The sequence below is a fragment of the Amycolatopsis rifamycinica genome, from assembly GCF_000695625.1.
GTDB classification, from domain to species: domain Bacteria; phylum Actinomycetota; class Actinomycetes; order Mycobacteriales; family Pseudonocardiaceae; genus Amycolatopsis; species Amycolatopsis rifamycinica.
Map to the genome: position 1 here is coordinate 35221 of NZ_JMQI01000057.1, position 15292 is coordinate 50512.

Here is a 15292-nt window from a genome sequence, read left to right on the forward strand (position 1 = left end):
GTCGCGGCGACCGCCGAGCACCCGCGCGCTCTTGTCGGCGGTTTCGGTGTCGCTGTGGTGGTCACGGTCGCCGCCGCGGCGGCCGAACACCCCCGCACCCTTGTCGGCGGCCCCGGCGTCGCTGCGCGGTTCACGGGCGGTCACCGGCGCCTCCTCCCGAACGACGCCACCGCGGCGGCGAGCAGCGCCGATGCCGCCATCCCGGCGTACTTCCACATCGCGGGCAGCTCGCGGGTCGGCACCACCGGATCCGGCGGCAGCCCGTAGACCTCGGGTTCGTCCAGCAGCAGGAAGAACGCGCCGTTGCCGCCGACGCCGTCGGCCGGGTCGTGGCCGTAGAGCCGGGCTTCGGGCACTCCGCGCTCGTGTAGCTGCTCGACCCGGCGGGCCGCCCGTTCGCGCAGCTCGTCGAGCTCGCCGAACTGGATCGAGTCGGTCGGGCAGGCCTTCGCGCACGCCGGTTCGAGGCCGTCGCGGAGGCGGTCGTAGCAGAGGGTGCACTTCTGCGCCCGTCCGTCGCCCGGGCGGCGGTCGATGACGCCGTACGGGCAGCCCGAAACGCAGTAGCCGCAGCCGTTGCAGATGTCCTGCTGCACCACCACCGTGCCGAACTCGGTGCGGAACAGCGCGCCGGTCGGGCAGACGTCGAGGCAGCCCGCGTGGGTGCAGTGCTTGCACACGTCCGACGCCATCAGCCAGCGGAAGTCCGTCCGGCCCTCGGTGCCGGTCCGCGCGCCGGGCAGGTCGAACGAGGGCATGCCGAGGTCTTCCGGCGCACGGGGCAGGCCGGAGGTGCCCAGCTCGCCGCCGCCGCGGGGTGCCTCACGCAGCTCGTCGGCGACGAACGCCGTCGTCACGTCGATCGCGGACGGGCCGGTCGGCAGCCCGTCGAGGCCCGGCGACTGGGCGCCGAGCGGGCGTTGCTGCTCGATGAAGGCCACGTGCCGCCACGAGTTCGCGCCGAGCGCGCCGGTGTTGTCGAACGACATCCCGAGCAGGTCGAGGCCGTCTTCGGGGACGTTGTTCCACTCCTTGCAGGCGACTTCGCACGCCTTGCAGCCGATGCACACCGACGTGTCGGTGAAGAACCCGACGCGCGGCGGGTGCCCGGTGTGCCCGGCCTCGCCCGCGACGTCCGGCAGCGGCCCGGACAACCGGTTCTCCGTCGTCATGATCCGTCCTCCGTGGCGTGGCCGGGTTCGACGTGCTCGGTGTCGTGCACGGTGGCCACCCGGGTACCCGTTTCCGGCGTGATGCCCGCCCGCGTGCGGTACTCCGCGAGCAACGCGAGCAGTTCGGCCCCGCGCGGCCGCCGCCCGGGCCGGACGTCGCAGGTGGCGACCTTGCTCTCCTGGATGAACACGTTCGGGTCCACCACCACGCCGAACAGGTCGTTGACGACGTCGCGGGAGACCAGCCCGGAGCCGCCCCAGTGGTAGGGCATCCACACCTGGTGCACGACCCGGTCCTGCACCCGCAGCGGCGCCATCCGGTCGGTCACGAACACCCGCGCCTCGACGGCCGCCCGCGCCGTGACGACGTGGGCCCAGCCCAGGTGCGCGAGCCCGCGCAGCTCGGCCAGCTCGGGGGAGACCTCGACGAACAGGTCCGGCTGCAGCTCCGACAGGTACGGCAGCGTCCGGCTCATCCCGCCCGCGGTGTGGTGCTCGGTCAGCCGCGCGGCGGTGAACACGAACGGGAACACCTCGCCCCCGGCTTCGGGCGGCGACGGGTGCGACGGGTTGTCCCGGCGGCCGTAGACCTTCCGCGCCGGGTTGCCCTGCTGGCCGTAGAACGGGTTGCGGAACGGCGACTCGTGCGGCTCGTAGTGCGCCGGCAGCGGGCCGTCGGCCAGTCCCGACGGCGCGAACAGCCACGCCTTCCCGTCCGACTGCATGATGAACGGGTCGTCGCCGCGCAGCGCGGCCGGTCCGACGGCGTCCGGCGGCGGGACGTGGTCCGGCGGCTTGGTCTTCTCGAAGTCGGGGACGTCGTGGCCGGTCCATTCGCCGCGCTCGGCGTCCCACCACACCAGGGCCTTGCGCTCGCTCCACGGCCGCCCGGCCGGGTCGGCGGACGCGCGGTTGTAGAGCACCCGCCGGTTCAGCGGCCAGACCCAGCCCCATTCCCGCGCGTACAGGTCCTGCTCGAAGCGGGACTTGCGGCGGGCGGCCTGGTTGACGCCGTCGGCGTAGACGCCGCTGTAGATCCAGCAGCCGCAGGAGGTGCTGCCGTCGGCCTTGAGGTCGAGGTAGCCGCCGACCTCCCGGCCCGTGGTCAGGTCCTGGCCGCTGATCCGCCGCAGCACGTCCTCGGCGGACGGCTCGTCGCCGTGCACCGCGTGGTCCCAGGCGAGGTCCAGCACCGGCCGGTCGCGCTCGTCGGTGGAACCGGCCAGCCGCTCCCGGACCAGCCGGCCGAGGTGGTGGAAGAACCACAGCTCGGACCGCTGGTCTTCGGCGGGCTCGACGGCTTTCTCGCGCCACTGCAGCATGCGCTGGGTCTGGGTGAAGGTCCCTTCCTTCTCGACGTGCGAGGCGGCCGGGAAGAAGAACACCTCGGTGCGGCACTGCTCCGGCACGATCTCGCCGGTCTCGACCTCCGGCGCGTCCTTCCAGAAGGTCGCGCTCTCGATCATCGTCAGGTCCCGGACGACCAGCCAGTCGAGGTTGGCCATGCCGAGCCGCTGCAGCCGGCCGTGCGCGGACCCGACGGCGGGGTTCTGCCCGAGCAGGAAGTAGCCGGACACCTTGCCGTCGACCATGTCCATGACCGTGCGGTAGGTGCCGTGGTCGCCGTTGATGCGCGGCAGGTAGCCGAAGCAGAAGTCGTTGTCCGGGGTGGCTTTGTCGCCCCAGTACTCCTTGAGCAGCGAGACGGTGTAGGCGTCGGCGTTGCGCCAGAAGCCCTTCTGCTTGTCGCCGCGGACGCTGCCGAGGTAGTCCTCCAGCGTGGCCTGCTCGGGCGTCGGCATGGGCAGGTAGCCGGGCAGCAGGTTGAACAGCGTCGGGATGTCGGTCGAGCCCTGGATGCTGGCGTGCCCGCGCAGCGCGAACACCCCGCCGCCGGGCCGCCCGATGTTGCCGAGCAGCAGCTGGATGATCGAGCCGGCCCGGATGTACTGGGCGCCGACGCTGTGCTGCGTCCAGCCGACGCTGTAGACGAGCGCGGCGGTGCGTTCCCGGCCCGAGTTGCGCGTCCAGGCGTCACAGACCCGCCGGAAGAGCTCTTTCGGCGTCCCGCAGGTCGCTTCGACCATTTCCGGCGTGTAGCGGGCGAAGTGGCGCTTCAGGATCTGGAACACGCAGCGCGGGTGCTGCAGCGTCGGGTCGGCGGCGATCTCCTCGCTGCCGCCTTCGAGCACCGGGCCGCCCGAGCCGTGCTGGTAGGACGACGACGTCTCCTTGCCGTGGCCGCCGTCTTCGTCCTGCCGGAGGCTCTCGTAGTGCCAGGTCGACGGGTCGTAGGCGGCCTTGGCCTCGTCGTAGCCGCTGAACAGGCCGTCGAGGTCCTCGGTGTCGCGGTAGTCCTCGGACACCAGGAAGGAGGCGTTGGTGTAGGCGACCACGTACTCGCGGAAGTCCAGGTCGTTGCTCAGGATGTGGTTGATCACCCCGCCGAGGAACGCGATGTCGGTGCCGGCCCGCAGCGGGACGTGGGCGTCGGCCAGCGCGCTCGTCCGGGTGAAGCGCGGGTCGATGTGCAGCACCTCGGCCCCGCGGGCCTTCGCCTCCATCACCCACTGGAACCCCACCGGGTGCGCCTCGGCCATGTTCGAGCCCATGATCACGACGCAGTCGGAGTTCTGCAGGTCCTGCTGGTAGTCCGTCGCGCCACCGCGACCGAAGGAAGTCCCCAGACCGGGAACCGTGGCGGAGTGTCAAATACGGGCCTGGTTCTCGATCTGGATCGCGCCCAGCGCCGTGAAGAGCTTCTTGATCAGGTAGTTCTCTTCGTTGTCCAGCGTGGCCCCGCCGAGGCTGGCCAGCCCCATGGTGCGGCGCAGCGGTCGTCCGTGCTCATCGGTGTCCTGCCAGCCCTTCCGGCGGGCGTCGAGCACGCGGTCGGCGACCATCTCCATGGCCGTGCCGAGGTCCAGTTCGGTCCACTCGGTGGCGTAGGGCGCGCGGTAGCGGACCTTCCGTTCGCGCTGCGGGCCGGTGACCAGCTGCTTGCTCGCCGAGCCCTTGGGGCAGAGCCGGCCGCGGGAGATCGGGCTGTGCGGGTCGCCTTCGATCTGCACGACCCGCTCGTCCTTGACGAAGACCTGCTGCCCGCAGCCGACGGCGCAGTAGGGGCAGACCGACCTGGCCACCCGGTCGGCGCTCGCGGTGCGCGGGGCCAGGGCCTCCGAGCGCGGCGATTCGGCGGCCTTGCCGCGGCCGAGGGGGTCGGTGCCGGTGAGCTGGCGGTAGACGGGCCAGGACTCGAGCCACTGCCGTGGTCCCATGTCACCTCCCGCTCGCGTCAGCGCCCGGCTACCCGGGCGACGCCGGGTCTAAACCGGCGCGTGGTCAGGGCCGGGGCCGGTCCCGGGTCCACCGCCGCCGCCCGGGGCGGTCGCCGGCGGCGGCGGAGCACCGGTGACAGAGGACGATCCGCTCGGCGGTGGTGTCGGCCAGCCACCGCGCGTCGATCCACAGCACGTGCGGGAAGCGCTCCAGGCCGGCCTTGTGCAGGGGGATCCCGCAAAGCGTCTGGTTGGTCCCCGGCCGCCAGGCGTGCACCGACCCGCCCGGCGCGCGGACGCCGTCCTCGTCCACCCACCGGCCGGAGGCGGCCACCGCCGGTTCGAACCGCTTGCCCATCGCCCCGGTCGCCGCCCGTCAGGTCGAGAACGGCGACGAGGCGCCCTCGGCGCGGGTCCGCCCGCGACGGCCCGCGGCCGCCAGTGGCTCGGCGATGTCCTCCAGCGACTTGCCCTCCGCGTCCACCGCCAGGAACCGGGCGACCAGGCCGCCCGCGATCATCACGGCCGCGCCCAGCAGGTAGCCGACGAACAGGCGGACGGGGTGCTCGCCCGTGCCGATCAGGGCGCCGTAGATCACCGGCCCCAGTGCGCCGAAGCACTGCGCGATCGCGAAGAACACCGCGATCGCCTTGGCCCGGACCTCCAGGGGGAAGATCTCGCTCACCGTCAGGTAGCCCGCGCTCGCGCCGGCGGAGGCGAAGAAGAAGATGACGCACCACGCGATCGTCTGGGTGACCGCGTTGAGCGCGCCCGCGTAGAACAGCACCGCCGTCACCGCCAGCAGGACCCCCGACACCACGTACGTGCCCGAGATCATCTTGCGGCGGCCGAGGGTGTCGAACAGGTGCCCGATCGTGAACGGGCCGACGAGGTTGCCCACCGCGAACGCGATCAGGTAGATCGGCGTCGCCTCGGACGACACCCCGTAGAACTTGCCGAGCACCAGCGTGTAGGTGAAGAAGATCGCGTTGTAGAGGAACGACTGGCTGATCATCAGCGACGCGCCCAGCACGGCCCTCGACGGGTAGTCGCGGAACAGCACCCTGGCCAGGGCCACGTACCCGATCCGCTCGGCGGGCGTCACGTGGATGGCCTTCTTCTCGTCGACCGGCGGCAGGCTGCGGCCGCCGTGCTCGACTTCCCGCTCGATCTGGGCGATCGACTCCTCGGCGGCGTCGGCCTTGCCGTGCATGATCTGCCACCGCGGGCTCTCCGGCAGGTGCCGCCGCACCAGCAGGATCACCAGCCCGAGCACCGGCCCGATGAGGAAGCCCAGCCGCCAGCCCAGTGACAGGTCCATCCGGTTGAGCAGGATGTACGTCCCGATCGTGCCCAGCACGGCCCCGGCCCAGTACGTGCCGTTCACCGCGATGTCCACCCGGCCCCGGTAGCGCGCCGGGATCAGCTCGTCGATCGCCGAGTTGATGGCCGCGTACTCGCCGCCGATCCCCATCCCCGCCACGAACCGGGTGGCGTAGAGGAAGATCACCCAGCCCACGCCGTTGCCGAGGGTCAGCGCGGTCAGGCCGCTGCCCACGAGGTAGACGGCCAGGGTCAGCATGAACAGGTTCCGCCGGCCGAGTTTGTCGGAGAGGCTGCCGAAGAACAACGCCCCGACCACTTCGCCGGCGAGGTAGATCGTGGCCAGCAGCCCGACGGCCGCCGACGACATGTTCAGTGTCTCGGGCTTGGTGAGGGTGTCGGCGACCGCGCTGGCCACCGTGATCTCCAGGCCGTCGAGGATCCAGGCCACGCCGAGGGCGACGACCATCCGGGTGTGGAACGGGGACCAGGGCAACCGGTCGATGCGTGCCGGGATGAGCGTGCGCACCCCGGCGGACGCCGGATCGGGTGTTGCCGCCATGACAACCTCCTTGAGAGCGAACCGCTCCGCGGGACTTCCCCCGTCGTCCCCCGGTGAAACACGATCGGGTCGACTCGCGGGATGACGGCTTGTGACCGGCCGGAGTCCGTCATTACCGTGGCGCGCGAGCGGGTGGTGCCGGTCCTCTCCGAAAATGGGGTGTTTTCGCGTGACGTCCTCCGGTGCCCCGACGGGGCGGCTGCGGGTTTCGTGCTCGCGCGGCGAGCCGGGGCTGCTGGTGTTGACCGGCGAGCTCGACGCCGGCACGGTGCTCGTCGTCGTGGGAGCGGTGGCCGCCGCGCTGGCCGGGACCCCGCGACCGCGGGTGATCGTGCTGGACCTCGGCGGCCTGCACTTCCTCGGGGCGGCGGGGGTCCGCGCGCTGGGCGCGGTGACCGGCCACGCCGCCGACCGGAACGCCCGCCTCCGCGTCGTCACCGGCGGCAACACGGTGGTGAGCCGGGCACTGCGCCTGACCGGCGCGGACCGGGTGCTGGACGTCTACCCCGACCGCCGTGCCGCACTCGACGCCGGCGACGGCGGCGAGTTCCTCCGGCTGACCGCCCGGATGTGGAACAGCTGAGTGTCCCGGCCGGACGGCCCGCGCCCGGAGCATCCACTGTGGACCAAGTCGTCCGGTCGCCGGCCGGACAGCGGTGTCCTCACCGGCGAAAGACCACGGCGATCCGCGCGGCGGTCCACGGCGGACCGCCGCGCGGAGGCTCAGGGCCGGACCTTGGCCGCCGCGAAGTAGGCGTTCGACGGGCCCGCGTACGACAGCGCCACACCGATCACCGCCGCCAGCACCGCCACGTAGCCGGCGATCGTGCTCTGCCCGATCAGCACCGAGAGCAGCTGCAGCGCGGTGAGCACGGTCAGCACGATGCGCGCCCAGTTGCGGCCGGCGCGCAGCTTGAACGCGAACAGCAGGTACAACGCCGCGATGATCACCGCGATCACCACCGCGGTGATCATCGTGAAGTTCACCGCCTGGTCGATCTGCGCGTCGGTGAGGTTGCCGCCGCGTTGCCGGTTCGAATCGCGCGCGGCCGAGGCGATCGAGTCGCGGTTGCCGAAGATCAGCAGGCCGCCGACCAGACTGATCACCGTGGCGGCGAGGAACGCCCAGAAAGCGCCTTCGACCGTGCCCGGCCGGGGCGGGGCGGCGGCTTGGCTCGGCGGAGCGGACGACTGCGGGTAGTTCGGTGATTCACTCATAAAGGATCAAATAGCACTCCATCGGGCGACTCGCAGAGCGAACGGGCGCGGCCACCTCGGCCGCACCTCACCCCCGTCCGGCCCGTTCGCTGGAATCCCGCTTCCGGTCGCCGTTCCACAGTGGATTCGTCAGCGAATGTCCGGCCGGTAGCCGAAAATCCGCAAGATACGGGTGGCGGCGATCAAGGTGGCGACCGTGGCGCCGGCGGCGGGGTGCGGGACCGGTACCGCCGCGACGCCCACTGGTGCGCCAAGGCTTCGCGACGCAGCCGTCCGCGCGTCACCCGGTCTCTCGTGGCGGACATCGGGACCGTCCACAGCGGGCGGCCGAGGCCGGACCGCACCGGTCAGCGGCCGGTGCTGCCGTCGATCAGTTCGCGCAGGATGTCGGCGTGCCCGGCGTGGCGGCCGGTCTCCTCGATCAGGTGGACCAGCGCCCAGCGCATCGACGGCGCGCCGCGGCCGGGCCGGGCCACCGGCTGCGTCAGGTCGGTGCAGGCGTCGATGACCGCGTTCGCCCGCGCGCACGCGGCGCGGTAGTCCGCCACGACCGAGGCGACGGTCTCCTCCGGGCGCGGCCGGAACGTGCCGGGCCAGTCGGCGACGGCTTCGCCGAGGAAGGTGAAGCGTTCGACGTGCGCCAGGTGCCGGACCAGGCCCAGCAGCGACGTGCCCGACGGGACGCCGGGCGTGCGGACCTGGGGTTCCGGGACGTCCTCCGCCTTGGCGGCCACGGCGGCCCGCAGGTGGTCGAGGAAGCCGCGCAGCACGTCCTTTTCGGCCGGTCCGGTGCGCGGGGGCGGGGTGTCCCGCCGCCGGGTTCGGGGCATGGCGGGTCCTCTCAGCGGGTGCGGCGGACGAGCAGCAGGTGGTCGACGACTTCGGCGGTCCGCCCGCCGGGGCCGGTGGCCTGCCGGGGGAGGGCGTCGGCGCGCTCGACCGTCCACCCGGCCGGATCGAGCGACGGCACCCGCGGCTCGGCGGGGTAGGCGGCCGGGTCCTGGTTCCACGACCACGGCGCGACGGACCCGTGCTCGACGACCAGCAGCAGGCCGCCGGGGGAGAGCGCCTCGGCGGCCCGCCGCAGCACGTGGTCGCGGGGCAGCGGGAAGGTCGTGTGCAGGTAGTGGGCCGAGACGAGGTCGAACGGGCCCGCCGGGAACGTCGCGGCCAGGTCGTGGCGCTCGGTGGTGATCCGGTCCGCGAGCCCGAGGTCCCGGGCGCGGCGGGCGAGGTGGCCGAGCGCGACGGCGGAGATGTCGGCCGCGGTCACGCGCCAGCCGCGGCGGGCCAGCCACAGCGCGTCCCCGCCGGCGCCGGAACCGAGGTCGAGCGCCCGGCCGGGGGACAGCGGGGTGACGGTTTCGACGAGCCGGACGTTGGCGCGCGGCTCGTCGGCCGGGAGGTGGGCCGTGTAGTGACCGTCCCAGAACCGGGACGCTTCGGTGGTCGATGTCATGGGCCCACCTTCACCCGGTCCTGGCGGTTCCGGCACGCTTTCTTGCGGTTCCGGCAAGATGGCCGGGTGAGCGACGACTTCGAAGACGTGCTGCAGGCGGTCGGCCCCCGGCTGCGGGCGCTGCGCCGGCACCGCGGGATGACCCTGGCCGCCGTCGCGGCCGCCACCGGGGTGTCGGAGAGCACCCTGTCGCGGCTGGAAAGCGGCCAGCGGCGGGCCAGCCTGGAACTGCTGCTGCCGCTGGCCCGCGCCTACGGCGTCCCGCTCGACGACCTCGTCGGCGCGCCGCGCACCGGCGACCCCCGCATCCACCTGACCCCGATCCACCGCTACGGCATGACGTTCGTGCCGCTGTCCCGGCGGCCCGGCGGCATGCAGGCCTACAAGATGCTCATCCCGGGCACGGACCGGCCGCCGGTTCCGGACCACCAGACCCACGAGGGCCACGAGTGGCTGTACGTGCTCCACGGGAACCTGCGGCTGGTCCTCGGCGAGCACGACCTGGTCCTGCCCCCGGGCGAGGCGGCGGAGTTCGACACCACGATCCCGCACTGGCTCGGCACTTCCGATGGCAAGCCGGTCGAGCTGCTGATCCTGTTCGGCCGCCACGGGGAACGAGCGCACCTGCGCGCCCGCGCGCACTGACGAAAGCTTGGGGGCTTTCGTCCGGTTGGTGCACGACGGGGAATTTGCCGGAAAGAATGTCCGGTGGTGCCGGGTGGTCTGCCGTGTCCGGCGGCGCGAGCGTCAGCGGCAGAAGGCCGTGTCCACCGCGGACACCACCGCCTGCGCCGCCCGGTCCGGATCGCCGAACGTCCCCGGGAGCGCCGTCACCGCCAGGCCGACCGCGCGCCCGTCGTCGGTGGCGCCGCCGCGGGTTTCGAATCCGTGGATGTCGCCGCCGTGGCCCCAGTACACGCCGCCGCAGCTGAGGGGGACGCTGAACACGCCGAGGCCGTAGCGCCAGCCCGGCAGCAACGGTGCCTCCACCGTCTTGCGCATCTCCGCCAGCTCCGGCGCCGGCAGCAATCGGCCGCCCAGCAGTGCGCGGGCGAACTTCGCCAGGTCGCCCGGGGTCGAGATCAGCTGGCCCGCCGCCCAGCCCCACGACGGGTCCAGTTCGGTCACGTCGATCACCGCATCGCCCGCTCGCGCGTACCCCTGCGGGTGCGGGCCCCGGATGGTCTCGTCGCCGACGGCCGGCCAGTACGTGTTCCGCAGGTCCGCTTTCCCGATCACGCGCGAGGTGATCTGCTCCGCCACCGGGCGCCCCGTCACCCGCTCGATCAGCAGGCCCGCCAGCACGTAGTTCGTGTTGCTGTACTCCCACTTCGTGCCGGGAGCGAACTTCGCGGGGTGGGCCAGCGCGGCCGCGAGCAGATCGTGCGGCTGGAAGTACCGGTGCCGCAGCTTCGCGAAGTCCTCCAGCCCGAGGTACTCGGTGTAGTTCGGGAGCCCGCTGGTGTGCTGCAGCAGCTGCCGGACGGTGATCGCCCGCCCGCCGGGCACCAGGCCGGGCAGGTACCGCTCGATCGGCGCGTCGAGCGCCACCTTGCCCTCGGCCACCAGTTGCAGCACGACGACCGCGGTGAACGTCTTCGTGTTGCTGCCCGCCCGCACCCGCCCGTCGACCGGCACCGGGACGCGGCCGCCGAGCCGCGCGGAGCCCGCGACCAGCGACTCCGTGCGGCCCCCGCGGCTCACCGAGGCGAGCGCGGCCGGGAAGGGCCCCACCAGGCCGTCGAGCTCCTTCTGCAGGACCGCGTGGCGGGAGGGCCCCGCCTCGGCCGCCGTGACCGTCGCGCCCAGCAGCCCCGCCATCGCCAGCACCACCATGCCTTTTCGCACCATCGAACGACTCCTCTTCCGACCGGATGGACATCGCTCACGATGCCGGGATCCGGCCCGGAGATCAGGAGTGCGGACCACCGGATCAGGGGTAGCGCCTGCGCTACCCCCGCGGGGCCGGTTACGGCTGCCGAAGGATCGGCAGCGTCGAGGCCAGGGCCCCGGTGGCGACTCCCGCGCCGACTCCGGCCCACGCCAGCGGGCCGAGCGGGGTGCAGCCGAAGAACTGGCTCACCCCCGGCGTCTGCACGATGGCCGCCAGCGCCAGCGCGGAACCGACCGCCGTGCCCACCACCAGTGGACTGCCGCGGCGGCCGCGCAGGGTCTGGGCGAGCTGGGTGCCGACCAGGCCGCACAGGGCCATCGTGCTCGTGCGGCGCACCGTGCCCGGCGTGAACCGGCCGATCAGCCACGCCGTCGTCGCGCCGACGCCCGTCGTCACGCCGCGGCTGGTGATCGCGCGGGTCAGGCCTTCACCGAGGCCGCCACCGGAACCGTCGTCGTCGTCCGGGCGGGTGACCGCCACCGCCATCGCCGGGAACAGGTCGGTCAGCAGGTTGACCAGCAGCAGCTGGCGAGTGCCCAGCGGCGAATCGCCCGACAGCAGCGTGCCCAGCACCGAGAAGCCGATTTCGCCCGCGTTGCCGCCGACCAGGATCACCACGGCGTCGGACACGCTCCGCCACAGCGCGCGGCCCTCCGCGACCGCCTCCAGCAGCACGGTCAGGTCCTCGTCGGTCAGGGCGACGTCGGCCGCGGTGCGGGCGGCGGTCGACGCCCGGGCGCGCACGCCGATGCCGACGTCGGCGGCGCGGATGGCCGCCGCGTCGTTCGCGCCGTCGCCGACCATCGCCGTCACCCGCCCGGCCTCGCGCAGCGCCTCGACGACCTGCAGCTTCTGCTCCGGCGCGACGCGGGCGATCACGCCGGCACCGGCGAGCAGCCGGGCGCGGCCCGCGCGGTCCAGCGCGGCCAGTTCGTCCCCGGTGACGACCGGGGCGTCGGACGGCCAGCCGAGCGACGTCGCGATGGCCCGCGCGGTGTTCGGGTGGTCGCCGGTGAGCATCACCGGCGACACGCCGGCCGCGCGCAGCCCGCCGATCAGCGGCCCGGCCGTCGGCCGGAGCGTGTCCGCCAGCCCGAGGAAGCCGAGGAACTCCAGGTCCGCCAGCACTTCCTCGTCGTCGCCCTCGAGCGACGCCCCGGCGTTCCGCGACGCCACGGCCAGTACCCGCAACCCCTTGTCCGCCAGCGCTTCCGCCGCGCGGGCCAGCTCGTCCCCGCCGGCGCAGGCGGGCAGGACGATCTCCGGGGCGCCCTTGACGACCAGCGTCACCTCGCCGTCGCCGTCCTGGCCCACGGTCGCCGAGTAGCCCCGGTTCGCCTCGAACGGCTGCCCGGCGAGCTCGGTCCAGCCGTCGTCCGGGCCCGCGGCGTCCAGGACGGCGTGGTCGGTGGCGTGGGCGCGCACGTGGGGGTCGTCGAGCGTGCCGGGGCAGGCTCGGGCGGCGGCCCGCAGCACGACGTCGCCAGGTTCCGGCTCGCGTGCTTCGCCGTCGGGCCCGGTGGTCGTCACCACGCGCAGCCGGTTCTCGGTCAGCGTGCCCGTCTTGTCGAAGCACACGACGTCCAGGCGGCCCAGCGCCTCCAGCGCCCGCGGCGCGCGGACGAGGATGCCGCGCGCGGACAGGCGCCGGGCGGCGGCCCGCTGGGCCACGGTGGCCACCAGCGGCAGCCCTTCGGGCACCGCGGCGACGGCGATCGCCACGCCGCCGGCCAGTGCCCGGCGCATCGGACGGCCGCGGATCGCCGAAAGCCCGGTGACGAGCGCGCCGCCGAGCATGGTCAGCGGCAGGGCCCGGCGGGTGAGGTCCTGCAGCCGCGCCTGGATGCCCACCGCGGCGGCGGTCCGGGTGGCCAGCTCGACGGCCCGGCCGGCCACGGTTTCCGAGCCGACCGCCACGACCACCGCGGTGCCTTCGCCGCTGACCACCGTGGTGCCGGCGAACACCAGGCAGCTGCGTTCGGCCATCGGCGCGCCCGGCACCGGGTCGAGCTGCTTGGCGACCGGGAGCGACTCGCCGGTCAGCGCGGATTCGTCGGCTTCGAGGTCGTTGGCGGTCAGCAGCCGGGCGTCGGCCGGGACGACGTCGCCGACCCGCAGCTCGATCCGGTCGCCCGGCTCCAGCGTCCGCGCGTCGACGACCCGGCCGCCTTCGCGGCGGGCCCGCTGCCGTTCGCCGTCCCGCAGCTTCGCCAGCGCGCGGCGGCCGCGGAACTGCTGGGCCCCGCCGACGACGGCGTTGAGGCCCATCGCCGCGGCCACCAGCAGCGCGTCCACCGGCGAGCCGACCACCGCGGACGCGACCGCGCCGAGGGCCAGCACCGGGGTCAGCGGGTCGTTCAGCTCGGCGACGACGTCGGCGGCGAGCCCGGTCCCGAACCGGACCGGCGCCGCGGCCGGGTGCCGGGCCACCGCGTCGGCCACCGCCCGCACCCGCCGGGTCGTCAGCTCCCAGTGCGTCGGTGCGGTTTCCGCGGCCGCCAGCCGACGGAGGACTTCCTCGCCGGTCAGCTCGTGCCAGGCGATCCGGGTCCGGCCGGCCGGCGGCCGGGCGGCGGCCACCCGCACGGCGGCGAGCGTGCCCATCGCCAGCCCGGTCAGCCCGCCGAGCAGCACCGGGTCCAGCCGGGGCACGGCCGGGACCAGGGTCCGGCGGCGGCGTGACATGAGCAGCAGGCCGCCGATCAGGCCGCCGGCGGTGGCCACCCGGGTGGCGCGCTTGCTGTTCACCCGCGCGGCGCCCGCGGCCCGCAGCACCCGCCACACGCCGGTCAGCCCCGGCCGGACGATCAGGTCGGCACCCCACAGCACCGGCGCGTTCCGGTCGGCGAGGGCGACGCACAGGTCGCCGGCGAGCAGGCCGGTCACTTCGTCGCAGTTCGGCGCGCACCGGGCCGGCGGGCGCCCGACGGTGAGCACGACCCGGCCTTCGTCCTGCAACCGCGTCACCAGCCCGAAGAAGGCTTCCTCCGCGACGTCGTCGGCGAGCGTGGCGAACTCGCCGAGCCGCTCGCGGGCGCCGTCCCCGGCGATGACCACCCGCGCCTCGGCCCGGCGGGCCGCGTCCAGCACGGCTTCGGCGTGCGGGTCGAGGCCGTCTTCGCCGTGCAGCGCGTCGACGTGCAGCACGACGGTGTCCACAGTGTCCAGTGCCTTGAGCCGGTCCGGGTCGCGGACGAGCACGCCTTCGCGGGCGAACGCGGTGCCGATCGCGGTGTGGAAGGCGGTGTCGGCGTACCGGGCGGGCATCGGCGACGCGGCGAGGAACGCTTCGGCGGCTTCGCGGGGGTTGCGGCGCACGAGCAGGTCGGCGAGCGCGGCGAGCAGGCCGCCGCCGACGGCGTTGCGCGCGTAGTCCTCCATGGGGATCCGGACCCGGCGCTCCGCCGGCGTCACGCCGAGGCTGGGCCGCTCCGGCGAGCAGAGGTCGTCGTGGCCGGCGTCGAACGCGGTGAGCCGGGCGATCGCCTCGGTGAGCTGCCCGGCGCGCAGCAGGGCGTCCAGCACCAGTTCGAGGGGGTCCTGGCTGAGCCCGCGCACCGCGGCGGACACGCCGGAGCGCGCCAGTTCGGCCGTGTACCAGCCGAACTGTTCGTCGAGCGCGGCGCGGACGGCCGGGTGTTCCCGTGCCGCGGACACGGCCGCGCGCACGGTCGCGTGCACCCGCCCGGAGCGCACCGCGCGCGTGCCGACCGAAACGGCCAGGCCGGCGACGTCCATCGCCAGTGCGAGCGCGGCGGTCCGCACCCCGTAGGTGTCGCCCGGGTGGGCCGGGGCGGAGTCACCCGGCTCGGCGTGCGTCAGCCCGTGCCGCCCGCAGCGGTCGGCGATCCAGCCGAGGACGCGGTCGGCCGCGGCCTCTTCGGCCAGGTAGAGGACGACGCTGCCGAGCCCGCCGTCCCAGTAGGCCCCGGCGACGTCGGCGTGCCCGGCCAGCTCGGCGGCGAAGGCGGAGCCGTCGGGGCGGTCGGCGTCTTCGGTGGGCCGCAGCGGCACGTGCAGCCGCCGTCCCGCCCGCCACACGGCGGACCGCGGGCCGGCGGCGTTGCGCACGACGCGCACGGCCCGCACGGCGGTGCGGCTGCTGGTCCGGGCCGCTTCCGCGGTCGTTCCGGACACCCCCGCGGTGAGTTCCCCGACGAGCGGGCTCACCGCCGAGACCGCCTTCTTCGCTTGCCGCGTCACGAGGACCGGGCCGGCCAAGGCCAGCGTCATCCCCGCCTTGGTCACCGCGAACAACCCACCGAGCACTCCGACCTCCGCCTGCCGATCCCCTCCGCCCGGCGTTCCCCGGTGGCCGGAGGCCAAACCCCCGGCGGCCCGATCGCGTGGTGGCCGGACCGCCGCCGGCCGGGATCGCCGGTTGCC

Annotated in this window: 11 protein-coding genes; 2 read left to right on the plus strand and 9 right to left on the minus strand. The window is 74.1% G+C overall.

Going from position 1 to position 15292, the window contains the following annotated elements; genetic code table 11:
* Positions 1-140: 140 nt before the first annotated feature.
* The 4 genes from DV20_RS26810 to DV20_RS26830 form a co-directional block, all read right to left on the minus strand.
* Complete coding sequence (locus DV20_RS26810; RefSeq protein WP_043784972.1) at positions 141-1172, minus strand: 4Fe-4S dicluster domain-containing protein; 1032 nt, start codon at positions 1170-1172, stop codon at positions 141-143.
* Positions 1169-4450 carry a formate dehydrogenase gene (gene fdh / locus DV20_RS26815; protein WP_084093681.1) on the minus strand — a complete coding sequence of 1094 codons (3282 nt, stop codon included), beginning with the start codon at positions 4448-4450 and terminating at the stop codon, positions 1169-1171. The genes DV20_RS26810 and fdh overlap by 4 nt, the downstream gene beginning before the upstream one ends.
* Before the next feature lie 64 nt (positions 4451-4514).
* Complete coding sequence (locus tag DV20_RS26825) at positions 4515-4808, minus strand: hypothetical protein (RefSeq protein WP_043784980.1); 294 nt, start codon at positions 4806-4808, stop codon at positions 4515-4517.
* An 18-nt stretch (positions 4809-4826) separates the two neighbouring features.
* Positions 4827-6335 (minus strand): MFS transporter, encoded by a 1509-nt coding sequence (locus DV20_RS26830; RefSeq protein ID WP_043784982.1) that lies wholly within the window; start codon positions 6333-6335, stop codon positions 4827-4829.
* A gap of 169 nt (positions 6336-6504) precedes the next feature.
* Here DV20_RS26830 and DV20_RS26835 point away from each other — a divergent pair, with 169 nt between their 5' ends.
* A complete protein-coding gene (locus DV20_RS26835) occupies positions 6505-6918 on the plus strand; it encodes an STAS domain-containing protein (RefSeq protein WP_235190970.1) in 414 nt (137 codons plus the stop codon).
* 140 nt (positions 6919-7058) lie between these two features.
* Here the strand turns inward: DV20_RS26835 and DV20_RS26840 are convergent, their stop codons facing one another.
* The 3 genes from DV20_RS26840 to DV20_RS26850 all read right to left on the minus strand — a co-directional run bounded on the left by DV20_RS26840 (position 7059) and on the right by DV20_RS26850 (position 9012).
* Complete coding sequence (locus DV20_RS26840) at positions 7059-7553, minus strand: hypothetical protein (protein WP_043784984.1); 495 nt, start codon at positions 7551-7553, stop codon at positions 7059-7061.
* 347 nt (positions 7554-7900) lie between these two features.
* The gene (locus tag DV20_RS26845) at positions 7901-8383 is read right to left on the minus strand and encodes a DinB family protein (protein ID WP_043784987.1); all 483 of its coding nucleotides are present in this window, start codon (positions 8381-8383) and stop codon (positions 7901-7903) included.
* Positions 8384-8394: 11 nt separating this feature from the next.
* Entirely contained in the window at positions 8395-9012 is a 618-nt protein-coding gene (locus tag DV20_RS26850) for an SAM-dependent methyltransferase (protein WP_043784989.1), read from the minus strand.
* Between the two features lie 66 nt (positions 9013-9078).
* Here DV20_RS26850 and DV20_RS26855 point away from each other — a divergent pair, with 66 nt between their 5' ends.
* Entirely contained in the window at positions 9079-9657 is a 579-nt protein-coding gene (locus DV20_RS26855; protein ID WP_043784990.1) for a helix-turn-helix domain-containing protein, read from the plus strand.
* A 102-nt stretch (positions 9658-9759) separates the two neighbouring features.
* Here DV20_RS26855 and DV20_RS26860 read toward each other — a convergent pair whose 3' ends face one another.
* A complete protein-coding gene (locus tag DV20_RS26860) occupies positions 9760-10863 on the minus strand; it encodes a serine hydrolase domain-containing protein (RefSeq protein ID WP_043784993.1) in 1104 nt (367 codons plus the stop codon).
* A 118-nt stretch (positions 10864-10981) separates the two neighbouring features.
* A complete protein-coding gene (locus DV20_RS26865) occupies positions 10982-15175 on the minus strand; it encodes a cation-translocating P-type ATPase (RefSeq protein ID WP_043784995.1) in 4194 nt (1397 codons plus the stop codon).
* Between the last annotated feature and the right edge of the window lie 117 nt (positions 15176-15292).